Raw genomic sequence first — 25,706 nt, 5'->3', positions numbered from 1 at the left:
TGCTCGTGCTCTGTCCGGAATAGTCCGGGCCGAGGCGGTTCTTTGGCGATTTCCCTTATCCGCGCCCGACGCCGCGCCGATTAGCCCGCTGGAACGTGATGGGACTCGCTGTTGCCGCGGGCCCCCCGGTGCTGGAGGCAGGGCGCGTGATCTCGGTTCTGGTCGTGGACGACTCGGTCGTCGTCCGGCGTCTGATCACCGACGCCCTCGGCGACGACCCGGAGATTCGGGTCGTCGGTACGGCACCCAACGGCAAGGTCGCGATGACCAAGATCGAGCAGCTGCGGCCCGACCTCGTCACGCTCGACATCGAGATGCCCATCATGGACGGGCTGCAGACCATGCGGGCGATCCGGGCCAAGTACGCGCGGCTGCCGGTGATCATGTTCTCCACGCTCACCGCGGCCGGGGCGACCGCCACGCTCGACGCGCTCTCCGCGGGGGCCAGCGACTACGTGACCAAGCCGGCCAACGTCGGCAGCGTCGCCGAGAGCATCCGCAGCGTCCGCGAGCAGATCATTCCCCGCATTCACGCGCTCGCCGGCGGGCGCCGCGGGGCGCTCGCCGCGCCGCCGCGGCCGCTGGGCGGGCCCAACCACGCGCCCGCGCCGTCGCTGACCCGGCCGCCGGGCGGCAGTGCGCTGCCGGGTGTGGTGCGACCGCCGAACGTACCGCCGAACGGGCCGGCCGTCGCGCCGATCCGGGCCGTGCCGCGGGGCGGGGCGATCGAGGTCGTCGCGATCGGGTGCTCGACGGGCGGGCCGGACGCGCTCACGTCGGTGGTGCGGGCGCTGCCGGCGAGCCTGCCGGTGCCGGTGGTGGTCGTGCAGCACATGCCGCCCGTGTTCACCAAGATGTTCGCCGACCGGCTCGACCGTACCGCCGCCGTCACCGTGGTGGAGGCGACCGGGGACATGGTGGTGCGGCCGGGGACGGTGTACATCGCGCCGGGCGACTTCCATCTGGAGGTGCACCGGCGCGGGACCGAGGTGGTGACCAAGCTCAACACCGGGCCGCCGGAGAACTTCTGCCGGCCGGCCGTGGACGTGCTCTTCCGGTCGGTGGCGCGCGTGTACGGCGGCGCGACGCTGGCGATCGTCCTGACCGGCATGGGCCAGGACGGCAAGCGCGGGGCGGAGCAGTTGCGTTCGGCGGGGGCCGAGATCGTGGCGCAGGACGAGGCGACCTCGGTCGTCTGGGGTATGCCGGGCGCGGTGACGCAGGCCGGCCTCGCGCACGCCGTGCTGCCGCTCGGCGATATCGCGAATCATCTCATCAGCCGTACCGCAGGTGGCCGCGGCGCGAAGTCCATGGAGGTGACCCGATGACCTTGACCGCCCAGGAGTTCGCCTTCATCGCCGGCCTCGTCCGGCGGGACGCGGCGATCGTGCTGGAAGCCGGCAAGGAGTACCTGGTCGAGGCACGGCTGCTGCCGCTGGCCCGCCAGTCGGGCCTGCCGAGCGTCTCGGAGTTCGTCAACCGCGCGCAGCAGAAGCCGAACTCGGAGATCCACGCGAAGATCGTCGACGCGCTCACCACCAACGAGACCTCGTTCTTCCGCGACGGCGAACCGTTCAAGCAGCTCGTCGACACGGTGCTGCCGGACCTGCTGCAACGCCGGGCCGCCGCCCGGACGATCAAGGTCTGGTCGGCGGCGAGCTCGAGCGGGCAGGAGCCGTACACGCTGGCCATGGTGCTGCAGGACAACCTGCCGCCGGGCTGGACCTACGACATCGTCGGCACCGACATCTCCACCGAGATGCTGACCCGGGCCGAGGCGGGGCAGTACACGCAGCTCGAGGTGAACCGGGGCCTGCCGGCGCCGCTGCTGGTCAAGCACTTCGAGCGCAACGGCGCGCACTGGAAGGTCACCGCGGCGCTGCGCAAGAGCGTGTCGTTCCGCCGGCTCAACCTGGCGGCGCCGTTCCCGCCGATGGGGCCGTTCGACATCGTGTTCATCCGCAACGTGCTGATCTACTTCGATGTCCAGACCAAGCGGAGCGTGCTGCAGCGCGTCGCCGGGACCCTGCGCCCGGACGGCTGGCTGTTCCTCGGCTCCGCCGAGACAACTATCGGCATCGACGACAGGTTCGAGCGGGTGGTCGCCGGCCGGACGTCCGCATACAAACTCCGGGCGGCCGGCAAGGCCGCCACCCCCATGAGCGCTGTAGGAAAGGGGTGAAGCCAGATGCTCACCATGGTGATCGACGATTCGCGCGCGATGCGCCTGATTCTCAAACGGATCGTGGCACAGCTGGGCTTCGACGTGGTCGAGGCGGGCAACGGACAAGAGGCGATGGACTACCTCACGGCCAATGTCCTGGAGGGTGATGGTGAGGTACCCGGCCTGGCGCTCGTCGACTGGAACATGCCCGAGATGAACGGGCTGGAGTTCGTCACGGCGGTCCGTGCGGAGCCGCGGCTGCGCGGGATGACGCTCATGATGGTCACTACGGAGAGTGAGCAGAGCCAGATCGTCCGGGCCTTGGCCTCGGGGGCGCACGAGTACGTGATCAAGCCCTTCACCCCGGACGCCATCATCGACAAGCTGGCGCTGCTCGGACTCGTCCCGAACGGAGTCGCGGCATGACGATCCCCACCGAAGAGGACCTGAAGGTCATCGCCGAGCAGGTCTGGTCGTCGTACCTCGACCTCGACGGCGCGAGCCCGCTGATCGCGCTCCCGGCCGAGAAGCCCGAGACCGACGTCACGGCGTCGGTCTCGGTCACCGGTGCGTGGCGCGGCCACGTGCTGGTGAGCTGCTCGGAGCCGGCCGCCAAGAACGTCGCGGCGGCCCTGCTCGGCATCGAGTTCGACGACGTGGCCGAGGAGGACGTCGCCGACGCCCTCGGCGAGCTCGCGAACATCATCGGCGGCAACGTCAAGAGCCTGCTGCCGGAGCCCTGCGCCCTGTCGCTGCCGCACGTGCACGTCGACGGGGCCGCCGGCCGCTACCCCTCGGTCACCGAGATCTGCCACCTCGAGGGCTCGTGGCTGGCCGAGTCGGTGATCGTCACCGTTCTGGAAAGCACCGCCGATCTTGCTGGAGCACCCGCATGAAGATTCTCATCGCCGACGACAGCCGGGTGATGCGTCAGATCGTGACCCGAACCCTGCGCCAGGCGGGGTACGAGGGGCACGACCTCGTCGAGGCCTGCGACGGGCAGGAGGCCTTCGACAAGGCGGTGGCCGAGAAGCCGGACCTCGTGCTGTCGGACTGGAACATGCCGCACATGACCGGGGTCGAGGTCCTGCGCATGCTGCGCGCCAACGGCAACCAGGTCCCGTTCGGCTTCGTGACCTCGGAGGGCACGCCGGAGATGCGGCAGGCGGCCGAGGACGCCGGGGCGCTGTTCCTCGTCACCAAGCCGTTCACAGCCGACACTTTCAAGGACGCGCTCGATCCTATTTTGGGATGATATGAACTATGTCGCATGTTCTGCCCGTTCCCAAGGCCGTCAAGGACCTGTTTGACGACCTGCTCGGCCGGCCGGTCACCGTGAACCTGGCCGACCCCATGAAAGCCGCCGACGTTCCCCGGACCCTGGTCGCCGTCTACACCGACAGCCGGCTGCAGCTCATAGCCGTGATCGGGATGGACTTCGAGCTCACCGCCTACGCCGGCGCCGCGATCGGCCTGATCCCGCCGGGCGGCGCGGAGGCCTGCATCGAGGACCAGGAGATCTCGAAGATGATCGGCGAGAACGCCATCGAGATCTGCAACATCCTCGCCGGTCTGGTCAACAACGACGACGCGCCCCGGGTCAAGCTGCACCAGACGTTCCTGCCCGGCGGCGGCCCGCCGAAGGACGCGGTGAACTACCTGCTGGCCCTGGGCCGGCGGCTCGACCTCAGGGTGGACGTTCCCGGCTACGGCGCCGGCAAGATCTCGATCGCCCTCGCCGGCTGACGTGGCGGCCCGGGAAATTCGCGCATTTTCCGGGCACCGCGCCGGTCGTGCGCCGGCAAGATCCAGTGTCGAATCGTTGCGTGGGCGACATCGTGCAAAAAATTGCGTAGTCATGCACTACGCTTGCGGGCATGACTCGACGACTCGCTGAGGTGGCGAAGTACGCCGGCGTGAGCGAGGCGACCGTGAGTCGGGTGCTCAACGGCAAGCCAGGCATCTCCGACGCGACCCGCACGGCGGTGCTCACCGCGCTCGACGTGCTCGGCTACGAGCGGCCGACCAAGCTTCGCGGCGAGCGGGCCCGCCTGGTCGGCCTGGTGCTGCCGGAGCTGCAGAACCCGATCTTCCCGGCCTTCGCCGAAGTGGTCGCCGGGGCGCTGTCCAAGCGCGGCTTCACCCCGGTGCTGTGCACCCGGACCGCGGACGGCGTCTCCGAGGCCGACTATGTCGAGATGCTGCTGGACCAGCACGTCTCCGGCATCATCTTCTGCGGCGGCCTCTATCACCAGGCGGCCGCCGAGCACGAGCACTACCACCGCCTGCACGACCGCGGCCTGCCCGCGGTGCTGGTCAACGCCGCGATCGACGACCTGGGCTTCCCGCGCGTGTCGGTCGACGACGGCCACGCGGTGGACCAGGCCTTCAACCACCTCAGCTCGCTGGGCCACAAGCGGATCGGGCTGATCCTCGGCCCGGCCGACCACGCGCCGTCCAACCGCAAGCTGGCCGCCTTCAAGGCCGCCGCGGCGGACTCGAGCACCGTCAACGAGGACGACGTCGAGCGCGTCATCTTCTCGATGGAGGGCGGCCGCGCGGGCGCCACCCGGCTCGTCAAGCACGGCGTCACCGGCATCATCTGCGCCTCCGACGTCCAGGCGCTCGGCGCGATCCGGGCCGCCCGCCGGCTCGGCCGCGAGGTGCCCGACGACGTGTCGGTGGTGGGCTTCGACGACTCGCTGTTCATGAACTGCACCGACCCGCCGCTGACCACGGTCCGCCAGCCCATCCAGGCGATGGGGCAGGCTGCGGTGACCCTGCTCGTCAGCCAGGTCGCCGGCACGCTCGTGCCGAGCGAGGAGATGCTCTTCGAGCCCGAGCTCGTCGTGCGCGGCTCCACGGGTGCCCTGCAGGAGGCCCGGGCCACGACGGCCGCATAGACGCCCCCACCGCATCGCCGAAAACCGGATAGTCCGGGCATATCTACCGAGCGCCACGACTCCTGCGGGAGTTGTGGCGCTCTTTGCAACTTCCGCGTAGGCCGATTGCCGGACATGGCGCTGCGCAACGTGGGATCGACTCGGGTTCGCCGACCCGGCCGCTGCGCGGTTTCGGCCGGTTCTGTGCAAGTTGTGGGCTCCTGGGAGCGCGCCTGTGCAAACAGGTAGCCGTTGATCATTAAAATTTTGCAACGAGCCATGGACTTCTTGTGCGGCGTGAGCCTAATCTCTTGCCTACGCCAGGCCGAAACCCTGACGCGATGCGATGGAAATCGATCAGTAACGCGCCTAAAGCACCCCCGGCGGACACCGCCGTCCGGCTCCCGCTCTGACGGCCGGCTCCTCGCCCCGGCGATTCCCCCATCCGATCCGCACCACGCGGGGCCGGATGCCTACACCCCCAACAAGGAGCGACGATGAAGTACTCACGTACCACGCTGGCATTCGCCATCGTGGGTACGCTCGCGCTGGGCAGCACGCTCGTCGCGTGCTCCTCGAGCGACAGCGGCAGCGGCGGAGACTCGAGTTCGACGACGCTCGACCCGAACACCAAGGTCACGCTCAACGTCGTGGGTCTGCTCCCCGGGGCCAAGCCCGAGGCGCAGCAGGCACTCGCCCAGGAAGTGACGGACTTCCAGAAGGAAAACCCGAACATCACGGTCAAGACGCACGACTATGAGTGGAAGGCCACCACGTTCGCGGCCGACCTCGCGGGCGGCACGCTGCCGACGGTGTTCGAGATCCCCTTCACCGACGCCAAGACGCTGATCGCCAACCAGCAGATCGTCGACATGCAGGCCTACCTCGGCCAGCTCTCGTACGCGTCGAACTTCAACAAGAACCTGCTGCAGTACGGCCAGGGCCAGGACGGTCACGTCTACGCCATTCCGGCGAAGAGCATCTACGCGGTCGGCCTGCACTACAACCGGGACCTGTTCACCAAGGCCGGCCTCGACCCGGACAAGCCGCCGACCACCTGGGACGAGGTCCGCGCGGACGCCAAGGCCATCGCGGAGAAGACCGGCCAGGCCGGGTTCGCCCAGATGGCCAAGGACGGCACCGGCGGCTGGCAGCTGACGGTCGACACCTACGCCCGCGGCGGCCGGATGGAGGACGGCAAGAAGGCGACGGTCACCAACGGGCAGACCAAGGCCGCGCTGCAGTTCCTCAAGGACCTGCGCTGGAGCGACAACTCCATGGGCGCGAACTTCGACTACGACTGGTCGAGCATCAACCAGGCGTTCGCCGCCGGCAAGATCGGCATGTACACCTCGGGCCAGGACGTCTACACGAGCCTGGTGCAGACGAACAACATCGACGCGAAGATGTACGGCCTGACGATGATCCCGCTCTCCGGCGGTGACTCCGGCGTGCTCGGTGGCGGCACCATGGCGGCCGTGTCCAGCAAGGCCACGAACAACGAGAAGGCCGCGGCGATCAAGTGGATCGACTTCCACTACCTGCGTAAGTACACCAACCAGGCCGCCGCCGCGAAGAGCGCCGAGACCCAGGTGGCGAGCAAGCAGCCCGTGGGCACCCCCGAGCTGCCGATCTTCTCCCAGTCGCAGTACCAGCAGTACCAGGAGTGGATCAAGTCCTACGTCAACGTGCCGCTGAACCAGATGACCACGTTCACCAGCAAGGTCTTCGACGCCAAGCTCGTCAACGAGCCGGCCGTGGCCACCCAGGACGTCTACAAGTCGCTCGACACGGTGGTGCAGTCCGTCCTGACGAACAAGGACGCCAACATCGACCAGCTGCTCACCGAAGCCAACGCGAAGGCGCAGCGCGCCATCGACGCGGCCGGCTGACGCTCACCTCGCCATCGACAACCCGCAAGGTGTGGGCCGCCGGGTGGACCGGCGGCCCACACCTGGGGCCGCTGCCAGAACCAGAACGACGAGGAGTGATGTGTGGTGAGTGCTCCGGGCACCCTGCGGCAGGCCGGCGACCAGGGCGGGCGGGTCCGCCGGCGCAACCCGGTGACCTGGGTCCAGCGCGGCGGGCTGAGCTCGATCGTGTTCGCGCTGCCGCTCCTGGTCATCTTCGGCGTCTTCTCGTGGTGGCCGATCGTGCGGTCGGTCATCATGAGCTTCCAGAAGACCAACCTCGTCGGGACGCCGAGGTGGGTCGGCTGGCACAACTTCCAATACGTGCTCACCGATCCCGACCTGCCCACGGCGATCGGCAACACCCTCTACTTCGCGCTGCTCGCCCTCGTGATCGGCTTCCCGGTCCCGCTGGCGACGGCGGTGCTCATCAGCTCGGTCCGGCGGCGCAAGGGCCTGTACTCCGTGCTCGCCTACCTCCCGGTGGTCGTGCCGCCCGTCGTCGCCGTGCTGCTGTGGAAGTTCTTCTACGACGGCGCCGCGGACGGCGTGTTCAACACGATCCTGGGCTGGGTCGGGCTCGGCCCGTACACCTGGCTGTCGAGCCCGGCCCTGGCCATGCCGTCCCTGGTCGTCGAGGCGACGTGGGCCGCGGCCGGCGGGACCGTGATCATCTACCTGGCCGCGCTCATCGGCGTTCCGGACGAGCTGTACGACGCCGCCGAGGTCGACGGCGCCGGCATCTGGCGCAAGGTGTGGCACGTGACCATGCCGCAGCTGCGCGGCGTCCTGCTCATCACCTTCATCCTGCAGATCATCGGTACTGTCCAGGTGTTCCTGGAGCCCTACCTGTTCACCGGCGGCGGCCCGGCGAACGCCACGCTGACGATCCTGCTGATGATCTACAACTACGGGTTCGGCAGCTCCCTGGGCGCGAACTACGGTGCGGCGACGGCCCTTTCCGTCATGCTCGCCGCGTTCCTGGCGATCCTGTCGCTGGTGTACTTCAAGCTCACGTCCCGCTGGAGCAAGCAGTGACCGGCCAGCACAGTGTGACCGGCCGGCACGTCCCCGAGGGGGAGAGGACCACCATGGCTGTCATCGATCCCACCAGACAGCGGCCGGACGACGGGCGCGTCGCGACTCCGGCCGGTGCGGCCACGGTTGTCCGCCCGGCCCGCAAGCGCCGGGAATCCCAGTTCGAGGGCGCCCGCGGCTACGTCTCCGTCCAGGACTGGCGCAATCCCCGGGTCGGCGCGGTCATGAAGACCCTGCACACGATGCTGCTGGTGCTGCTGGTCGTGGTCGGCGTCGGGCCGGTGCTGCTGCTCGCGAAATACGCGATCACTCCCACGCAGGACATCATCCGCTCGCCACTGGCGATCTTCCCGCACGGCGTGCGCTGGCAGAACCTCAGCGAGGCGTGGAACGACGTCCAGATCAGCAAGTACTTCCTCAACACGATCTGGCTCGCGGCCGGCTCGTGGTTCGTGCAGCTGCTCGTCGCGACCACGGGCGGCTACGTGCTGTCCGTCCTGCGGCCGGCCTGGGGCAAGATCGTCAACGGCCTGGTGATCGCGACCCTGTTCGTGCCGAGCGTCGTGCTCCTCGTGCCGCTGTACCTCACGATCCTCAACCCGCCGCTCGTCGGTACGTCGCTCGTCAACAACTTCTTCGCCGTTTGGCTGCCGGCGGGCGCGAGCGCGTTCAACGTGGTGCTCGTGACCCGATTCTTCGACAGCCTCCCGCGCGAGGTGTTCGAGGCGGCCAAGGTCGACGGCGCCAGCTCGTTGCGGCTGTTCTGGTCGGTCGTCCTACCGATGTCCAAGCCGATCCTCGGCGTCGTGTCGGTGTTCGCGGCCATCGCGAGCTGGAAGGACTTCCTGTGGCCGATGCTCGTGCTCAAGGACCCGTCCAAGCAGCCGCTGTCGGTGCGCCTGCCCGCGATCGCATCGCAGACGGACCTGGGCGTGTTCCTCGCGTCCCTGGCGATCTCGACGCTGATCCCGGTCGTGTTCTTCCTCATCTTCCAGCGCATGTTCCTCTCGAGCGCCGGATTGGGCGGGGCCGTCAAGGGCTGAGCTCACACCCCTTTGCCAGATCGGGCCCGGGTCTCACCCACAGCCCGCGCCCCGACAGTCACCAACGCGTTCAATCCGAGTGCGAGAAAGCAGGTTCCACGTGGCCGACCAACACCACCAAGCTTGGTGGCGCAGCGCCGCTATCTACCAGGTGTACTTGCGAAGCTTTGCCGACGGCAACGGCGACGGCGTCGGGGACCTGGCGGGCCTGCGCTCGCGCCTGCCGTACCTGGCCGGCCTGGGCATCGACGCGATCTGGATCGTGCCGTGGTACCCCTCGCCGCTCGCCGACGGCGGCTACGACGTCGCCGACTTCCGGGCCATCGACCCGATCTTCGGCACCCTCGCCGAGGCCGAGAAGCTCATCGAGGAGGCCCACGCCGCCGGCATCCGGGTGATCTGCGACATCGTGCCGAACCACTGCTCCGACCAGCACGCCTGGTTCCGGCGCGCGCTCGCCGCCGCGCCCGGCTCGCCCGAGCGGGACCTGTTCTGGTTCCGCAAGGGCCGCGGCGAGCACGGCGAGCTGCCACCGACCGGCCTGCAGTCCATCTTCGGCGGCCCGGCCTGGACCCGGGTCGCCGACGGGGAGTGGTACCTGCACCTGTTCGCGCCCGAGCAGCCCGACTTCAACTGGGACCACCCGGCCGTGCGTGAGGAGTTCGAGGAGATCCTGCGGTTCTGGTTCGACCGCGGCATCGACGGCATTCGCATCGACTCGGCCGCCGTGCTCATCAAGGACCCGCTCGTCAGCGACACGTACGAGGACAACGACGGCATCCACGAGGTGTACCGGTCGTGGCGGAGCATCGCCGACGCGTACACCCCGCCGCGGGCGCTGATCGGCGAGGTCTGGCTGCCCGACCACGAGGCGTTCGCGCGCTACCTGCGCCCGGACGAGCTGCACACGGCGTTCAACTTCGCGTTTCTGGGCGCGCCGTGGGAGGCCGGCGAGCTGCGGTACGAGATCGACATGACCCTCGAGGTGCACGCCCCGGTCGCCGCGCCCGCCACCTGGGTGCTGAGCAACCACGACGTGACCCGCGAGGTGACCCGCTTCGGCCGCGAGGTCACGAACTTCGCCTTCGCCGACAAGCGTCGCGACGTGCCGTCGGACCTGGCGCTGGGCACCCGGCGGGCCCGGGCGGCCGCGCTGCTGACCATGTCGCTGCCGGGCGCCTACTACCTCTACCAGGGCGAGGAGCTCGGCTTGGAGGAGGTCGAGGACCTCGACGACGCCCTGCGCGAGGACCCCATGTTCCACCGCTCCGGGGGTGTCAACCCCGGCCGGGACGGCTGCCGCGTGCCGCTGCCCTGGTCGGGGACCTCCGCCCCGTTCGGCTTCAGCCCGGCCGATGCCGCCGGCGAGCCGTGGCTGCCGCAGCCGGCGCACTGGGCCGGGCTCTCCGTCGCCGCCCAGCAGGGCGTGCCGGGTTCGGTCCTGCAGTTGTACTGCGATGCGCTGCGCATCCGCCGCCAGGAGCCCGCGCTCGGCGACGGGCCGATGCGCTGGCTCGAGTCCGCGCCGCAGGTGCTCGCCTTCGCCCGCGGCGACTCGTTCGCCAGCGTGACGAACCTGGGCATCGAGCCGGCCGCCCTCCCGCCACACCGCGAGGTGCTGCTCAGCAGCGTCCCGCTCGACGAGGACGGCACGCTGCCGCCCGACGCCTCGGCCTGGCTGCGCCTGGCCTGACGGCACGCATTCACGGGGACCAAGACGCCGGACGGTCGCACAAGTTGGCGGGTGCGACCGTCCGGCCTTTTCTTACTCTTAACTGTTAATGACGGCCGATCCCCAGAGCGTTAACTGTTAAGGCGATCCACAATCTTGAGGCGGCGCGCGTCGGCCAATAGGTTCCTCCACAAGGAAAATGACTTCCTTGTGGAGGCGGTACATGCGTTCCACCCTGACCGTCGCGGCGACATCCCAGCCGTTCCGATGGTGACGCCGGGTTGCACCGGGAACAGAGGCGGGGCGCTGGCCACACCGGCGCCCCGTTGTTCTTCCCGGCCGTCCAAGCTGTTGCGATCGACGCTTTCGAAGGTGTTGTAGAGATGCCGTCGAAAATCTTGTGAGCAGCGCGAACTACTCCCAGTCCCAGCGCAGGCCATAGCGTCCGGGGCCGTAGTCGAGTGCGATCGCGTGGACCGAGTGGCCCACGTCGACCTCCATTGACACGACCTGTTCCGCCTGGCCGTCCATCTGCTGGTACTGATACACGGCCCGCGGTAACGCGGCGGGGTCGAAACACACCTCGACCACGTATTCGCGGACCGGAAGCCGGAACTTGCGCTCGTACTGTGTCGCCAGCGGAAACGGCGGATAATTGTGCAGCGCGTGCTCGGTGATCACCGTCTCACCCTTGGCGAGCGGCCGGTCGAACAACAATTCGGCCAGCAGCAGGCCGCTCTCCGGGTGCTCCACCACCCGGCCCAGGCGGCAGTTGCGCACGGGGGTCAGCAGCGGCAGCGGGTTGCCCGGCACGTCGAGGCGGATGATCGCGACCCAGCGGTCGGGCCCGTCGGCCTCGGCCCGCAGCACCTGCCGGACGAGAAACGACACCTCGCCGCGGTCCGGCCCCACGTTGACCCGGTCGTGCTGGCTGAGCCGGGTCAGCCGCTCGTCCCACCGGGTGTCGATGCCCTGGGCCAGGTCGACGATGAGGTCGCGCTCGGACCAGAACGCGCCCAGGTCCAGCGTGTCCGGGCTCTTGTGCAGGTGGCGGCCGCGCGGGCGCGGCGGGCCCACCAGCGCCGCCAGCGACCCCGGCTCGACCTCCAGGATCTTCTCGAGTTCGGCCAGCGCCGCGAGCGACTCGCGCCGCTCCGGCCGGCTGCGCCCGGTCTGCCAGTAACTGAGTGTGGCGAGGCTGACCGAGTAACCCTCCGCGCGCAACCGCTCCTGGATGCGTTCCAGCCCCAGGCCACGTGCCTGGATTGCATCTCGTAGCGCGCCAGCGAAGTCGACCATCAGCCCCCCGGAAGCCATCCTCGCGGTCGGGGCCGTAGACATGCAAGCGCGCGTTTGAGTGGAAGCCGTTTCGGTCACCCGGACCACATGGGCGAGCGGTGGTACACCGAGAGTGTCATCTATTGCCTGGACGTCGGGACGTTCCCGGACTCCAACGGCGACGGCATCGGCGAATTCCAATGTCGTATCGGCCTTCTGGACTATCTGACCAGGCTCGGAGTCAACTGCCTGTGGCTCAGTCCGATCCATCCGACCCCGGGCGGGACGACGGCTACGATGCCACGGACCGCTCCGGCGTCGATCCGCGGCTGGGCACCCTGGGTGACTTCGCGGAGTTGCCGCACCAGGCGGCCGGCCGCGGGATCAAGGTCATGATCGATCTTGTGGTGAACCACACGTCCGCGGGGCGCGGCCGGCCGTTCGGCGACAAGGAGTATCCGGACTGGATCAGGCTGAAGCGGCAGACCGGCCGGCGGGGATGTGGTGCGGGGCCACGGGCCGGCCGAAGTGCCAGCCCTGGCCCAGGTCGCAGCCCAGCGCGGCCAGGCGCGCGGCCTGGTCCGCGGTCTCGATCCCCTCGGCGGTGACCGTCATCTGCAGCGTGTGCGCGAGGCGGATGACGGTCTCGACGATCTGCTCGTCGACGTGGTCGCTTTCGAGTTTGCGGATGCCCGCCATGAACGCGCCGGCCAGCTTCAGCCCGTGCACCGGCAGGTGGCGCAGGTAGGCCAGGTTGGAGTAGCCGATGCCGAAGTCGTCGATGACGATCCGCACGCCCAGGTCGGCGATCGTGCGCAGGGTCTGCACCGGGCGCCCGGTCGACTGCATGAGCACCGTCTCGGTCAGCTCCAGCTGCAGGTTGGCCGGATCCAGCCCGGAATCGGCCAGGGCCTCGCGCACGTCGTCGAGCAGCCGCGGGTCGGTGCACTGCCGCGGCGAGACGTTGACGCTGATCAGCAGCGGGTCGCCGGGGTGGTCGCGCTGCCACGCGGCGGCGGCCAGGCACGACTCGCGCAGCACCCACCGCCCCAGCGGGAGGATCATGCCGGACTGCTCGGCGACCGGGATGAACGTGTTCGGCGACACCGTGCCGAGCTCGGGGTGCTGCCAGCGCAGCAGCGCCTCGGCCCCGCGCAGCCGGTTGTCGGCCAGCCCCACCAGCGGCTGGTAGACCAGCTCGAACTCGCCGCGGTCGAGGGCGCCCGCGAGCCTTCCCGTGAGGCCGTACTGCAGCAGCTGCTGGGCGTTACGCTGCTCGTCGAAGACCGCGTAGCGGGCCCGCCCGTCGGCCTTGGCCAGGTAGAGCGTGGCGTCGGCGGCCCGCAGCAGCTCCTGCGGCTCCGCGCCGCGCGCGGCCCGCTCGACGATGCCGATGCTGGCCGACACCGTCAGCTCGTGGCCGTCCAGCCGCACCGGCTTGGCCAGCGCCGCCAGCATCGCCTCGGCGAGCTCGGTCAGCTCGTCGGGCCCCTTGGCGTCACGCACGACGATCACGAACTCGTCGCCGCCGACCCGCGCCACGAAGTGCCCAGCCGCGTTGACGCAGCCGCGCAGCCGGTCGGCGAGCGCGACGAGCAACTGGTCGCCGTAACCGTGCCCGAGCGTGTCGTTGATGGTCTTGAACTCGTCCAGGTCGAGGAAGCACACGCCGATGCGCCGGCCGTCCTCGGCGTCGCGCAGCGCCTCGGCGAGGTGGTTGTAGAGCAGCACCCGGTTGGGCAGCCCGGTCAGCGGGTCGTGGTGGGCCTGGTGGTGCAGCTCGCGCTGGAGGCTGTGCTCGGCGTCGGTCAGCGCCCGGGTCCAGGCCCGCCGGATGCGCTCCTGGTCGTCGAGGATCTTCTGCCGGTGGGCCCGCGCGAAGCCGGCCGCGAAGCCGCCCAGCACCTCGCCGGTCGGGTCCGGCGGCTCGTCCGGCGAGGCCGGCGCCCCGCCCGTGGCGATCGGCATCAGGACGGTGATCGAGCGCTGGAGGGCCTCGGGGTTGTTGAGGCCGACCCCGACCAGCGCGGCCCCGACCTCGGCGGCCGCGGCGGCGTCGCCCTGCCGCAGGGCGCCGGTCAGCCGGACGGTCTGCTCCTCGAAGAAGCGCTGGAGGGCATCGGCGGTGAGATCGAGGTAGCTGGTCTGCCGCACCGCGGCGAGCCACTGGCGGGCGAGCTGCGAGAGCGCAGGGTCGATGGCAGCATCGCCCTGGCCGTCCGAGCCCGCCACTGCATCACCCCCGGCGCAGATTACTGCACCGCGGCGCCGCATTGAATCGACGCTCAGTGCCGCTGTCCCGCCGTTTCCGTGAGCCACCGCGTCTAGCTGGGCTTTTGCCTCGCCTCCGGCCCCGTCTCGGCGAGCCCGTCGACAAATCTTGTCAGCAGCCGGGCGAACGCGGCGCGCTCCTGGGCGCTCCAGCCCGCGGTGGCGCGCGCGAATCGCCCTCGCCGCGACTCGTGGACGCGCTCGCAGAGCTCGCGGCCGGCCGCCGTGCGGACCAGCAACGCCCGGCGCCCGTCCGACTGGTCCGCCTCCCGCCGCACCAGGCCGCCGCCGACGGCCGCTGCGACGAGCTTGCTGGCCCGCGGCTGCGCCACGTCGAGCGCGGCCGCGATCTCGGTCACCGTCACGGGCTGCCCGGCCAGCTCGCCGGCCTCGACGGCGTCCACGACGTCGAACAGCGCGGGGTCGACCCCGCTTCCGCGCGCCAGCGCCCGCCGGGTCTGCCGGCGCCGGATGGCGACCATGGCCGACTCAATCGCGGCCAGCACCTTGTCGTGCTCGTCCTCGAAGTGCATAATTTTTGTTATCTACATTCTCTCGATATGTACTTGGAGTGTGTCATGCGCCCGGAAGAGCGTCCCATCGGGTACTGGCTGCGCGAGCTGGACCGGCGGCTGGAGGCGACCTTCGCCGCGGCCCTGGCGGGTCACGACGTCACGCGGCGGGACTGGCAGGTCCTCAACGGGCTCGGCCCGGACGATCCGTTCTGGGGGCCGGGGGAGCGGTCCTATGCCGAGGTGGTCGCGACGCTGGCCGCCCGGGGCTGGCTGCGGCCGGACGGTTCCGTCACCGCGGACGGCGAGGCGGCGCGGGCGTCCATCGCCGCCTCGGTGGCCGTGATCCGGCGGCGGTCCACGGCGGGGGTGGGCGACGACGCGTACCTCACGACCGTCCGGACTCTGGCCGCGATGGTGTCCAATCTGGACGGTGCCTGACTTTTCCGGATTTATGCCTTGTATCGCAGCGTCGCGCGGGCGACGGCGGCCAGGGTGTGCGCCGTCAGGCGGCCGTCGCCCAGGCCCAGCTCGATCAGGTCGTCGAAGACCCGCTGGTCGCGCTCGGCGGCCCGGACGGCCGCGTCGACGATCCACCGCCGCTGGCTCAGGCCCGCCGCGACCCGCGAGTGGCGCAGGTGAGCGCCCAGGCGGGTGCGCAGGGCCGCCCGGTAGCGGCGGGCCGGGTCCTCCCGGTGGGCGGCGGCCGCTCCCGCCAGGGCACCGGACAGGACCGCGTAGAAGATGCCCTCGCCGGTGAACGGGTTGATCAGCGACAGGGCGTCGCCGGCCAGCAGGAGGCGGCCGTGCCCCGGGGGCGGGCGGTGCGTGGACAGCGGCAGGTGGTGGGCGCGCAGGTCCGTGGCCGCGGCCGTGTCCACGTCCGGCAGCAGCTCGGCGAGGCGGTCGAGCAGGCGGGCGCGGGTCAGGGCCGGGCCGCGTAGGACCTCGCCGTAGCCGATGTTGGCGCGGCCGTCGCCGATCGGGAACGCCCAGGCGTACGCGGGCCAGCCCGACTCCGTCGTGACGATCCGCTGCTCCGGGGCGAGATCCGGGGCGTTCGCGTAGCCGCGGATCGCCAGCGCCAGGTGACCCGGGCCGTTGGGGGCGTGGCCCAGGGCCTTGCGGACGAGGGAGTACGCCCCGTCGGCGCCGACGACGGCGCCCGCCCGGATCTCGCCGTCGAGCACGACGTGGTCGCCCCGGTCCTCGACGCGCCGGACATGGTGGTGGCGCAGCACGGCGCCCGCGCCCACGGCGGCCTCGACGAGGCGATGGTCGAAGACCAGACGCGGGATCGTGTACGCCGGGCGGGCGTGCCCTCGCGCCACCGCCCCGCCGCCGGGGCCGACGAGGCGGAGGGCGGGCACCGGGGCGTACCCCGTGCGGAGATCGGCGACGCCCAGCCCGGCGGCGACGTCCAGTGCGTGGGGCGCGATCCCGTCGCCGCACGCCTTGTCGCGCGGGAACCGGGCCTTGTCCAGCAGCAGCACGCCGGCCCCGGCGCGCCGGGCGGCCAGCGCGGCCGCGGCGCCGGCCGGCCCCGCCCCGACCACCACGACGTCGTACCGGTCGCCATCGCCATCCATGAACCCGAGCCTGCCACCGCGAGCGCCCACCCGCATCGCCTCGCCCGCGTGGCGCGGCTGTGCCACGCTGTCCGGGGCGGCGATGTGGCGGAGCCGTCCGGCCGTCCGTCGGGCCGGGATCGCCCGCCCGGGGGACAGGACCGGCCGGAAGCCGTCGATGCGGGACGGCATGGCGGGTTTCCCGCGGTTGCCGCCGGTCGATACGCTCTGCCGCATGCCCTGCCCGACCTGTTTCTATCCGGGCAACGACCCCGCCGCGACGCAGTGCTCGCAGTGTGGCCACTCGTTGCCGCCCGCGGCGGGCGTATACCCGGGCTCGCCGGTGGCGTACGAGGTGAACCCGATGTCGGGCCCGGGGGTCATGCCGGGCCAGCCGGTCATGCCGGGCCAGCCGGTCATGCCGCCTCCGCCGGTCGCGCCGCCGATGGGCCCGCCGGTGCAGTATCCGCCCGGGCCGTATCCGCAGTATCCGACCGGCGGGCCGCAGCTGCCGCCGGTGTCGGGCGCGCCCTACCCGGGCGGGGTGCCGGTCTCGCCGACGCCGATCTCGGTCACGCCGATCTCCGGGTCGCCGCAGCCCGGGTACTACCAGCCGCTGAAGCCGAACCGGTCGCGGGTGCTGCTGCCGCTGACGGTCATCGTGGTCGTCCTGGTCATCGCCAGCACGGTCATCGCCGTGGTGAAGCTGACCGGGAACGGCTCGCCCGCCGCGGGCCCGACGGCGGCGGCGAGGGGTGGCCGGGACGGCGGGCCGGGGCCGGATGCGACCTCGGGCAAGCCGGCGGACGCCACCGCGACCGCGACGGCGGGGGCGGCCGGCGCCGATCCCAAGGCGCAGGCGGCGGCCGTCGACGCACTGCTGGACGCGAGCATCTCCAGCCGCACGAAGCTCAACGCCGCGATCGACCTCGTGAACAAGTGCACGCTGATCGACAAGGCCGTCGCCGACATGCAGACCGTCGGGACCGAGCGGCAGTCGCAGATCGACAGCGTGAGCCGGTTCGACCTCTCGGCGATCCCCGAGGGCGAGCAGGTGCGCGCGACGCTCAAGGAGTCGCTGGGCTTCTCGCTGGCCGCCGACCGCAGCTTCGTGCCGTGGGGGCAGGCGCAGCAGGCCAGCGGGTGCTCCGGCGGCGGGCAGAGCGACTACGACGAGGCGCAGCGGCAGTCCAAGAACGCCAGCGACGCCAAGGGCCGCTTCCTGGGCGTGTGGAACGTGGTCGCGAGCCGATACGGGCTGCGCACCCGGTCGTCCAACGACATCTGAGACCCGCTGCGCCTGGCGGTCTCAGGTGTCGCCGGCCCGTCGCTGGGGGAAGGGCTCACCGGCCACCGCCTCGGCGCGCAGCGGCTCCTCGCCGTCCTGCGCCTCCTCGCCCTCGCCCGAGGCCCGGCGCCGGGCGGGTTCGTCGGGCTTCTTGCCGTACCCCCGTGTGATCATGCGAAGGACGGCCAGCATGATCGCGGCCACCGGGACCGCGATGAGCAGGCGCAGCAGCGCGGTCCGGACGGGCAGTTCGTGGGTGACGAACCCGGCGTAGAGCGCCGGGGACGCGATCAGCAACGCCAGGAACAGCGTCGAGAACCGCGCCATCCCCAGCATCTCAGCCACCCACCAGGCTCAGCCGCTCGCAGAGCATCGCGGCCCACTGGAACGGGGTCGACGGGCGGCCGTCGAGCAGCGCCACCGGCACCCGCAGCGACAGCGGGCTCGCCGGGTCGCCGCTGGAGCCCGTGCCCCGCAGGCAGATCGCGTCCACGCGGCGCAGGCCCTGCAGGTGGTGCGCGACGTCCGAGGTCTTGCGGCTGGCGTCGACGACGACCCAGACCGCGACCGGGCGTACGGCCTCGACGATCGCCGCCGCCCAGCTCACCTCGTCCAGCGCCGCCTCGACCGCGACCACGCTCGGCGCGTCGGACTTGCGCAGCTTCTTGGCCCACAGGCGCGCGTCGTGCGGCCCGGTGATCCGCCGCTTCCCGTCGACGCCCGCGGCCGCGGCGTTGCGCCCGGCGAACAGGATCTGGTCCGCGTCGAGGCGCTGCGCCTCGGCGACGTACCGCGCCACCTCGACCGCGTGCGTCGACTCGCCGACCACGATCAGCGTCTCGCCCGGGGCGTCCGGGGCCGGCTCGGCGACGGGCAGCGCGGTGAAGGCCTCGACGATCGAGCCGTAGGTGTCGCCGTCGCTGGCCCGGACCGCGATGTCCGTGGGCACGCCGAGCGACTGCAGCTTGATCGACAGACCGGGCGCGGCCGGCGCGTGGTCCGGCTCCGCCCCTCCGGAGCGGTCCTGCCGCTCGGCGGCGGCCATTTCGGCCATGGCCGCTTGGTGCGCGTACGCGCCGGCGAGGCGTTCGCTCGCGGGAGGGGTACGCGGCTTCTCCACCGTGGCGGTCGCTTCAACGGGCATCTGGGACTCCTGCGGGGAATCGGTCGGCCGGAACTGGGCCGGCTCGCAACGGTTAGGTCCTGGTGGCGCGGGATCGGCGGGCACGTACGGCGATTCGCCGGGTCCGGGCGGGCCGGTGGTCCACCACGCCCCGCCGGCCCACGCCGGTGGCGGGGGCACCGGCCCTCGCGGGAACGCCCCGCCCAGCCGCCCGGGCGACGCTGCCCGGACCGCGCCGTGCGCCCCGTCGTGCGAGGCCGGCGCGGCCTCGAAGCCGCGCGGGGACCCGGTTCGTCCCCGCCGGCCGCGGCCTGGCTGGGCAGAGGCGCGGCGCAGGGCTTCGCCGGTGGGCATCGGGACACCGGCGGGCGGCGGCGGCCCCCAGCCGACGACGGTCCGCTGCCCCCAGGCAGCCGCCGACAATGGCGCCCCCAGCCGCACGCCAGCCCCGGCGTACGGGTGTGCCGCCGCCTGGTTCTCCATGGCAAACGGGTGGGCCGTTGCCTGGTTCTGCGTGGCGTATGGGTGTGCCGCCGGCTGGTTCTGCTTGGTGAACGGGTGTGCCGCGTTGAACGGGGACACTGGTGGCGGGGCTGCCGCGGCGAACGGGAATGCCGACCGGGCTGCCCTGGTGAACGGGGACGCGGAAGGCGGGTTGTCGCCGGTGAACGGGGAGGCCGACTGGGCCGTCCTGGTGAGTGGGGACGCGGAAGGCGGGTTGTCGGTGGTGAAAGGGGAGGCCGAACGCTGGACTGCCCCAGTGAAGGGCGACGCCGGTGGCGGGGCCGCTGCGGTGAACTGGGACGCCGTCGATTGGGCTGCCGCAGTGAACGGAAGCGCTGGCGGTGGGTTTTCGGCGGCGAATCTCGACGCCGTAGCGAACGGGGGCGGCGGTGGGTTTTCGGCGGCGTATTTGGTCGTCGCGGGGAACGGGGGTGCGGGCGGCGGAGGCCATGCGGTTGGAGTCGCCGATGGCGAGGATTCGGCCGACTCTTTGACGTCCGTCGATGGTGAGGTCGTCTCGTGTGGCGAACCGGGGAGTGCACCCCGTTGCGCGGCCCGCGGGTGGTCCGACGGCCATGTCTCTGCGGTGGCGGCGCGGGCGGCCCAGCGCTGGGCCTCGGCCCAGGCGTCCTCCGGAGACCAGCCGTCTTCGGCTCGGGGCGGCGGGGACCACTCGGAGCCGGACGGTACGTCCCAGTCCTGGGCCTCCAGCCGGCTCCAGTCCACGTCGCCGGCCGGTGGCTCGGGTGGCGATGGAGGCTTCGGGGTCGCCGAGCGGATGGTCGGCGGGTTGGCCGGGGTCCAGCCCGCCGGTGCTGACGTCGGCATGGCAGGGAACGCCGGCTCGGCGGCCGGGGTCGGCGGCTTCTCGGTGGCGGGCCGGATCGACGCGGGAGACTTGGCTCCGGTCTTCGCCGGGGGCTTGGCGGCGGGCGGTGACGAGAGCGCGGTCGTTGCGGACGATTCGGCCTTGGCCGGGGGCGGGGTCGAGGCCCGGAGCGCGGTGGTTCTGGTGGGGCCCGGGGAGCCGGTGCCGGAAGAGCCGGCGGCCTGCGCGGCGGCAGCTGCTCGGGAAGCGGCCACCGAGGCGGCGGTCGATGCGGCGGCAGCCGCTCGGGAGGCGGCCGACGACACGGTGCCCGGGCCGACGGTGGCTGGTGGGGCGGCTGCGGTGCGTGCGGCGGTGGTTGGGACGTCGGTTGGTGGTGGGGTTGCCGGGGTGCGCGTGGCGGTGGCTGGGGTGCCGGCTGGAGGCGGGGCAGCTGCAGTGCGTGCGGCGGTGGCCGGGACGCTGGATGGAGGTGCGGCGGCTACGGGGCGTGCGGGGGTGCTGGCTGGGGGCTGAGGAGCCGTGGTGTGTGCGGCGGTGGCTGGGGTGCGTTCGGCGGTGGGGGGTGGGGATGACGCGGCTGCGGCCTGGGCTGCGGCTGGTGGTGGGGGCTGGCGTTGGCCTAGTTTGGCCACTGGCTGGTCGGCGCCGGGGCGGATTGGGCGGACCGAGGGTGGCTCGGAATTGAAATCTTTCGGGGCCGAATTGTTGGTGCCCAGGAGATGGTGCAGGGCGTCGGCGGCGGTTGTGGGGCGCTCTGGGCGTACGGCTGCGGCGGTTTTCTGTTCTTGTTGTGCGGCCTCCGCGAGCAGGTCGGCGAAGGCCGACGCCGCCGTGGGGTTTTCGCCGCGGCGCTCCGCCTCGTCGGCCAACGCGGCCAGATCTTCGATCGTGATCTGGCGTTTCGGCGTGTCGGCTTGGTCGGCCTGGGGTGGCGGTGGTTCAGTGTTCTCAGCGGGGGATACGGCGTCCGGAATCTCGACCGTCAGCTCATATTTTTGGGTGCCGAAAAGGCCGCCGACACCGCCGGCCCGGACCTTTTCGGCCGAGATGATGACAGCGTCGGGACCGTGCTCGTCGCGCACCTGCGCGAGCAGTTCATCGAGGTCACGACCCTCAAGCAGCAACCGGGTAGGCACCGTTCACCACCCCAATAGTCTCAATTCGCAGCGTACTCCCGGCGATCTCTGAGTACGACAAAACCGGCAAACGCGGAAGCGCCATCTGCACCAGGCGCCGCAATGCGTTGCGCAGTTGTGGCGAGCAGACCAGCACCGGGCTCACGCCGTGTTCCTCGCCCTGTTCGGTGAGGCGCGTGAGGTCGGCGAGCATCGATTCCGCGCGACCGGTGTCGATGAGCAGCTGCAGTCCGTTGTCGGTCGGGCGCATCGATTCCAGCAGCTGCTGTTCCAGCCTCGGCTCCAGCGTGATGGCGGTGAGCGTGCCGTCGTGGGAATAACGGTTCGCGATCGCGGGGCCGAGGGAGGCGCGGGCCGCCTCCAGCAGCGCGTCGGGATCGGTGGACTGCTTCGCCTGCAGCGACAGCGACTCGAAGATGCGCACCAGGTCGCGGATCGGCACGCCCTCGTCGAGCATCGCCTGCAGGACCTGCTGGACCTGGCCGAGGCTGAGCGCCGCCGGGGTGAGCTCCTCCACGACGACCGGGTGGGTGCGCTTGACGACCTCGGCGAGCGCCCGCACGTCCTCGCGGCCGAGCAGGCGGCTGGCGTGGACGCGGACGATCTCGGCCAGGTGCGTGATGATGACCGACGCGCGGTCGACGACCGTGGCGCCGGTGAGGTCGGCCTGGTGGCGCAGCTCGGCCGGGACCCACTTGCCGGCCAGGCCGAAGACCGGCTCGACGCCCGCGCGGCCGGGCAGGAAGTCCAGGCCGTCGCCGATGGCCAGGACGGTGCCGGGCGGGGCCTGGCCGCGGCCGACCTCGACGCCGCTGATCCGCACGACGTACGTCGAAAGGGGCAGGTCCAGGTCGTCGCGCGTGCGCACGGGCGGCATCACGATGCCCAGCTCCAGGGCGACCTTACGGCGCAGGGCGCGCACCCGCTCCAGCAGGTCGCCGCCGCTGGCCTCGACCAGGTCGACGAGGTCCGGGGCGAGCGCCAGCTCCAGCGGGTCGACGCGCATCTCGCCCAGCAGCGCCTCGGTCGGGTCCGGCGGGGGCGGCTCGGCCTCGGCCGCGGCCAGGGCGGCCTGCTCCTCCGGGGTTGGTTCGGTCGTCTTCGGCAGCCGCGAGGCGATGAGCAGCACCCCGCCGCCGGAGATGAGGAACGGCAGCTTCGGCAGGCCGGGAACCAGGCACAGCGCGAGCACCGCCCCGCCGCCGATCAGCAGGGCATTGCGGTGCTGGCTGAGCTGCTTGCTCACCGTCGAGCCCATGTCGCCGTCGTTGGCCGAGCGGGTGACGATGAGGCCGGTGGCCACCGACAGCAGCAGCGCCGGGATCTGGGAGACCAGGCCGTCGCCGACCGACAGCAGGGAGTACGTCGAGATCGAGTCCTGCGGCGACAGCCCCCGCTGCAGCATGCCGATCGCGAAGCCACCGATCAGGTTGACCATCGTGATGATGATGGCCGCGATCGCGTCGCCCTTGACGAACTTCGAGGCACCGTCCATCGCGCCGTAGAAGCTCGCCTCGGCGGTGATCTCGTTGCGCCGCTTGCGCGCGGTCGCCTCGTCGATCAGGCCGGCGTTGAGGTCGGCGTCGATCGCCATCTGCTTGCCGGGCATCGCGTCGAGGGTGAACCGGGCCCCGACCTCGGCGACCCGCTCGGCGCCCTTGGTGATGACGATGAACTGGATGATGAACAGGATCAGGAAGATGACCAGGCCGACGATGAGCGAGCCGCCGACGACGAAGTGGCCGAACGCGTCGATCACGTGACCGGCGAAGCCGTTGGTCAGCACCAGGCGGGTCGCGCTGATGTTCAGGGCCAGGCGGAACAGCGTCGCGACGAGCAGCAGCGACGGGAACGACGAGAAGTCGAGGGCGCGCTTGACGTACATGCTGACGAGCACGATGACGAGCGCGAGGGTGATGTTGGCGGCGATGAGCGCGTCGAGGACGAACGAGGGCAGCGGCACGACCATCATGAGGATGATCAGCACGATGCCGATCGGCACTATGTACTGCGAAAGCCGCTTCGGCACCCCGTGCAGTTCCTTCCCACCTTCGTCGTTGTCCCCCTGATCGGTGCTGAACGGGTACTTCTGAGGGTTTTCCTTGGGTTGCGGCGCCCCGTGCCGATCGTTGTTGTGTGCAGCCCGCCGCAGCCTCCTCCCGCGCCGACTCCACCCAGCTCGTGCACATCGGCCGTCAGCCCATCTACGACTGGGGTGGCCACGTCGTGGGCTACGAGCTGCTCTTCCGCGGGGCCGCGGAGGACATCGAGGCCACCCGGCGCAGCTCGTACGCGACCAGCCAGGTCATCGTCAACGCGTTCACCGAGTTCGGGTTGGAGCAGCTCGTCGGCGGCCGCAAGTGCTTCATCAACCTGACCCGGGAGTTTCTCGTCGGGGACCTGCCGCTGCCGTTCGACCCGGACCACGCGATCCTGGAGATCCTCGAGACCGTCGAGATCGACAACGCGGTGCTGTCCGGGACCGCTCGCCTCGTCGAGCAGGGGTACGAGATCGCGCTCGACGACTTCGTGTTCGGGCTGGGGCACGAGCGGCTGCTGGGGCTGGCCGCGTACGTCAAGCTCGACCTGCTGATCCGGGAGCCCGACGAGCTGGCCGAGGTCGTGGAGCAGTGCCGGCGGTACCCGGGCGTGAAGCTCGTCGCGGAGCGGCTCGAGACCGAGGAGCACATCCTGCTCGCCAAGCGGTTCGGGTTCGAGCTGCTGCAGGGGTACGCCGTGGGGCGCCCGCAGGTCCTCAGCGCGGTCGCGCTCTCGCCCTCCCGGCTGCGCCGCCTCGAACTGCTCGGGGCCGTGACCGCCGAGGAAGCCGACCTGACCAAGGTCGTCTCGATCGTGCAGAGCGACCCCGCCTTGTCGTACCGCGTGCTGCGCGCCACCAACTCGGCGGCCACCGGCCTGCCGCGCAAGGTGGCCTCGGTGCGCGACGCCGTGGTGCTGCTCGGCTCGGCGAAGATCCGGCAGTGGGCCGCCCTCATGCTCGTGTCCGACGTCGCCGAGTCGGCCAGCGAGGAGCAGCTGTCCAGCACCATGGCCCGGGCGCGCCTGTGCCAGACCGTGGCCGAGCGGCTGGGGCTCTCGGGCGAGGCCGCCTTCACCGTCGGACTGCTGGCCGGGGTGGCCGAGCTCATCTCCGAGCCGATCGCGGAGATCGCCGCGCGGCTGCCGCTCGCGCTGGAGATCGTCGAGGCACTGGTCGACGGGCACGGGCGGCTGGGGCAGGTGCTGGCCACGGTCCGGGCCTATGAGCTGGCCGACGAGCAGGCGTTGGCGGCCTCGCCGGTTTCGTCCGGCGAGTTGGCCAAGGCGTACCTGTCCGCGGTCGGCTGGTCGATGAAGACGATCGAGGGTGCGTTGGGTACGAGCGCGGGGTAATCGGTGGCCGGCGAGAAGACCGAGCAGCCTACTGAGCAGAAAAAGCGGCAGGCGCGGCGGGAGGGCACCCGGGCCCGCACCCCCGACCTGGGCGCGTGGGGCGGCGTGCTCGTGGCGAGCCTGCTCATCCCGGCGATGGCCCGCGAGATCATGAGCCGTACGCAGGCCCTGTTCATGCGGGGCACGCAGGCGTTCACCGACCCGGAGCCCCAGGTGGCCCTGCAGCTGGCGAAGTCCGCGGCCAAGGACATGATCGTGATCGCCGCTCCGATCACGGTGGGGCTGTTCGCGTTCGCGATCCTCGCCGCCGCGGTGCAGGGCGGGCTGCGGCCGGCCACGAAGCTCTTCAAGCCGGACTTCAAGCGGCTCAACCCGATCAAGGGCCTGAAGAGGACGTTCGGCGGCCAGGCCGTGTGGGAGTCGGCGAAGTCGGTGGCGAAGGTCCTCGTGCTGGCGCTGGTCGTGTGGAACACGATGAGCAGCCTGGTGCCGGCGCTGCTGTCGGCCAACGTGATCCCGCTGCAGACCGTCATCGGCATGGTCGCGGGCACTGTGCTGCGCGTGGTGCAGATCGCTGCCGCGACCGGGCTCGTGCTCGCGTTCGCCGACTACTTCGTGGCCCGGCGGCGGGTCAACAAGCAGCTGAGGATGTCCAAGGAGGAGATCAAGGAGGAGCACCGCAAGTCCGAGGGCGACCCGCACGTCAAGGGCCAGATCCGGGCCCGGCAGCACCAGATGGCCCGCAGTCGCATGATGGCCGACGTGTCGAAGGCCGACGTCGTGGTGGTGAACCCGACCCACGTCGCGGTGGCGCTGCGGTACGAGCCGGAGAAGGGCGCGCCCCGCGTCGTGGCGAAGGGCACCGGCCTGATCGCGGCGAAGATCCGCGAGGTGGCGACCGAGCACCGGGTGCCGATGGTGCAGGACGTGCCGCTGGCCCGCGCCCTCTACGCCGCCTGCGAGATCGGCGACGAGATCCCGGCCGAGCTCTTCGGCGCCGTCGCCCGCGTGCTCGCGTTCATCATGCTGCTCAAGGCGAAGGGCTCGGCGGCCGGCCTGCACACCAACGTCCTCGGCGCCGCTCCCGAATAG

The 25,706-nt window shown here is 71.1% G+C and carries 23 protein-coding genes and 1 pseudogene; 17 read left to right on the top strand and 7 right to left on the bottom strand.

The window, feature by feature from the left end; all coding sequences use genetic code 11:
• The first annotated feature begins 146 nt into the window (after positions 1-146).
• From ACQPY0_RS51585 to ACQPY0_RS51535, 11 genes are all read left to right on the top strand, one after another.
• The gene (locus tag ACQPY0_RS51585) at positions 147-1,328 is read left to right on the top strand and encodes a protein-glutamate methylesterase/protein-glutamine glutaminase (protein WP_432978833.1); all 1,182 of its coding nucleotides are present in this window, start codon (positions 147-149) and stop codon (positions 1,326-1,328) included.
• Positions 1,325-2,182 (top strand): CheR family methyltransferase, encoded by an 858-nt coding sequence (locus ACQPY0_RS51580; RefSeq protein ID WP_432978830.1) that lies wholly within the window; start codon positions 1,325-1,327, stop codon positions 2,180-2,182. Before ACQPY0_RS51585 ends, ACQPY0_RS51580 begins: the two co-directional genes overlap by 4 nt.
• 6 nt (positions 2,183-2,188) lie before the next feature.
• The gene (locus tag ACQPY0_RS51575; RefSeq protein ID WP_432978827.1) at positions 2,189-2,590 is read left to right on the top strand and encodes a response regulator; all 402 of its coding nucleotides are present in this window, start codon (positions 2,189-2,191) and stop codon (positions 2,588-2,590) included.
• Positions 2,587-3,060, top strand: a complete 474-nt coding sequence (locus ACQPY0_RS51570; protein ID WP_432978824.1) for a chemotaxis protein CheX — start codon at positions 2,587-2,589, stop codon at positions 3,058-3,060. Before ACQPY0_RS51575 ends, ACQPY0_RS51570 begins: the two co-directional genes overlap by 4 nt.
• Positions 3,057-3,419 (top strand): response regulator, encoded by a 363-nt coding sequence (locus ACQPY0_RS51565; protein ID WP_432978821.1) that lies wholly within the window; start codon positions 3,057-3,059, stop codon positions 3,417-3,419. The genes ACQPY0_RS51570 and ACQPY0_RS51565 overlap by 4 nt, the downstream gene beginning before the upstream one ends.
• 8 nt (positions 3,420-3,427) lie before the next feature.
• Entirely contained in the window at positions 3,428-3,910 is a 483-nt protein-coding gene (locus tag ACQPY0_RS51560; RefSeq protein WP_432978818.1) for a hypothetical protein, read from the top strand.
• Between the two features lie 131 nt (positions 3,911-4,041).
• Positions 4,042-5,067 (top strand): LacI family DNA-binding transcriptional regulator, encoded by a 1,026-nt coding sequence (locus tag ACQPY0_RS51555; RefSeq protein ID WP_432978815.1) that lies wholly within the window; start codon positions 4,042-4,044, stop codon positions 5,065-5,067.
• A gap of 476 nt (positions 5,068-5,543) precedes the next feature.
• Positions 5,544-6,938, top strand: a complete 1,395-nt coding sequence (locus tag ACQPY0_RS51550) for an ABC transporter substrate-binding protein (RefSeq protein WP_432978812.1) — start codon at positions 5,544-5,546, stop codon at positions 6,936-6,938.
• A 102-nt stretch (positions 6,939-7,040) separates the two neighbouring features.
• Positions 7,041-7,994: a carbohydrate ABC transporter permease gene (locus ACQPY0_RS51545; protein ID WP_432978809.1), complete on the top strand. Its 954-nt coding sequence runs from the start codon at positions 7,041-7,043 to the stop codon at positions 7,992-7,994.
• Positions 7,995-8,047: 53 nt separating this feature from the next.
• The gene (locus ACQPY0_RS51540) at positions 8,048-9,037 is read left to right on the top strand and encodes a carbohydrate ABC transporter permease (RefSeq protein ID WP_432978806.1); all 990 of its coding nucleotides are present in this window, start codon (positions 8,048-8,050) and stop codon (positions 9,035-9,037) included.
• A 151-nt stretch (positions 9,038-9,188) separates the two neighbouring features.
• Positions 9,189-10,730, top strand: coding sequence for a glycoside hydrolase family 13 protein (locus ACQPY0_RS51535; protein ID WP_432995759.1), 1,542 nt, complete (start codon positions 9,189-9,191; stop codon positions 10,728-10,730).
• Positions 10,731-11,123: 393 nt separating this feature from the next.
• Here ACQPY0_RS51535 and ACQPY0_RS51530 read toward each other — a convergent pair whose 3' ends face one another.
• Positions 11,124-12,008, bottom strand: a complete 885-nt coding sequence (locus ACQPY0_RS51530) for a helix-turn-helix domain-containing protein (protein ID WP_432978803.1) — start codon at positions 12,006-12,008, stop codon at positions 11,124-11,126.
• Between the two features lie 87 nt (positions 12,009-12,095).
• Here ACQPY0_RS51530 and ACQPY0_RS51525 point away from each other — a divergent pair.
• Positions 12,096-12,454: pseudogene (locus ACQPY0_RS51525) on the top strand (alpha-amylase family glycosyl hydrolase); the annotation flags it as partial.
• A gap of 1 nt (position 12,455) precedes the next feature.
• Here the strand turns inward: ACQPY0_RS51525 and ACQPY0_RS51520 are convergent.
• Both ACQPY0_RS51520 and ACQPY0_RS51515 read right to left on the bottom strand, forming a co-directional pair.
• Complete coding sequence (locus ACQPY0_RS51520) at positions 12,456-14,219, bottom strand: putative bifunctional diguanylate cyclase/phosphodiesterase (protein WP_432978800.1); 1,764 nt, start codon at positions 14,217-14,219, stop codon at positions 12,456-12,458.
• Positions 14,220-14,311: 92 nt separating this feature from the next.
• Positions 14,312-14,791 carry a MarR family winged helix-turn-helix transcriptional regulator gene (locus tag ACQPY0_RS51515; protein ID WP_432978797.1) on the bottom strand — a complete coding sequence of 160 codons (480 nt, stop codon included), beginning with the start codon at positions 14,789-14,791 and terminating at the stop codon, positions 14,312-14,314.
• Positions 14,792-14,836: 45 nt separating this feature from the next.
• Between ACQPY0_RS51515 and ACQPY0_RS51510 the strand changes: the two genes are divergently transcribed.
• A complete protein-coding gene (locus ACQPY0_RS51510) occupies positions 14,837-15,211 on the top strand; it encodes a hypothetical protein (RefSeq protein WP_432978794.1) in 375 nt (124 codons plus the stop codon).
• 11 nt (positions 15,212-15,222) lie between these two features.
• Here ACQPY0_RS51510 and ACQPY0_RS51505 read toward each other — a convergent pair whose 3' ends face one another.
• On the bottom strand, positions 15,223-16,395 hold the full coding sequence (locus ACQPY0_RS51505) for a geranylgeranyl reductase family protein (RefSeq protein WP_432995757.1): 1,173 nt from the start codon (positions 16,393-16,395) through the stop codon (positions 15,223-15,225).
• Between the two features lie 178 nt (positions 16,396-16,573).
• Here ACQPY0_RS51505 and ACQPY0_RS51500 point away from each other — a divergent pair, with 178 nt between their 5' ends.
• Positions 16,574-17,626 (top strand): hypothetical protein, encoded by a 1,053-nt coding sequence (locus ACQPY0_RS51500; RefSeq protein ID WP_432978791.1) that lies wholly within the window; start codon positions 16,574-16,576, stop codon positions 17,624-17,626.
• Positions 17,627-17,647: 21 nt separating this feature from the next.
• Here ACQPY0_RS51500 and ACQPY0_RS51495 read toward each other — a convergent pair whose 3' ends face one another.
• Together ACQPY0_RS51495 and ACQPY0_RS51490 are read right to left on the bottom strand one after the other, a co-directional pair.
• Complete coding sequence (locus tag ACQPY0_RS51495) at positions 17,648-17,971, bottom strand: hypothetical protein (protein WP_432978788.1); 324 nt, start codon at positions 17,969-17,971, stop codon at positions 17,648-17,650.
• Positions 17,964-18,770, bottom strand: coding sequence for a hypothetical protein (locus ACQPY0_RS51490; RefSeq protein ID WP_432978785.1), 807 nt, complete (start codon positions 18,768-18,770; stop codon positions 17,964-17,966). Before ACQPY0_RS51490 ends, ACQPY0_RS51495 begins: the two co-directional genes overlap by 8 nt.
• 2,034 nt (positions 18,771-20,804) lie before the next feature.
• Between ACQPY0_RS51490 and ACQPY0_RS51485 the strand changes: the two genes are divergently transcribed.
• Positions 20,805-21,239, top strand: coding sequence for a hypothetical protein (locus tag ACQPY0_RS51485; protein WP_432978782.1), 435 nt, complete (start codon positions 20,805-20,807; stop codon positions 21,237-21,239).
• Here the strand turns inward: ACQPY0_RS51485 and flhA are convergent.
• Positions 21,199-23,250, bottom strand: coding sequence for a flagellar biosynthesis protein FlhA (gene flhA, locus ACQPY0_RS51480; protein ID WP_432978779.1), 2,052 nt, complete (start codon positions 23,248-23,250; stop codon positions 21,199-21,201). The two genes, ACQPY0_RS51485 and flhA, sit on opposite strands and share 41 nt — an antisense overlap.
• Positions 23,251-23,357: 107 nt before the next feature.
• Between flhA and ACQPY0_RS51475 the strand changes: the two genes are divergently transcribed.
• Both ACQPY0_RS51475 and ACQPY0_RS51470 read left to right on the top strand, forming a co-directional pair.
• Positions 23,358-24,614 carry an EAL and HDOD domain-containing protein gene (locus tag ACQPY0_RS51475; protein WP_432978776.1) on the top strand — a complete coding sequence of 419 codons (1,257 nt, stop codon included), beginning with the start codon at positions 23,358-23,360 and terminating at the stop codon, positions 24,612-24,614.
• A 3-nt stretch (positions 24,615-24,617) separates the two neighbouring features.
• Positions 24,618-25,706: an EscU/YscU/HrcU family type III secretion system export apparatus switch protein gene (locus tag ACQPY0_RS51470; RefSeq protein WP_432978773.1), complete on the top strand. Its 1,089-nt coding sequence runs from the start codon at positions 24,618-24,620 to the stop codon at positions 25,704-25,706.

Source organism: Dactylosporangium sp. CA-233914 (genome assembly GCF_050942935.1).
In the GTDB taxonomy this organism is placed as follows: domain Bacteria; phylum Actinomycetota; class Actinomycetes; order Mycobacteriales; family Micromonosporaceae; genus Dactylosporangium.
This window is presented reverse-complemented; position numbering and strand designations above follow the sequence as displayed.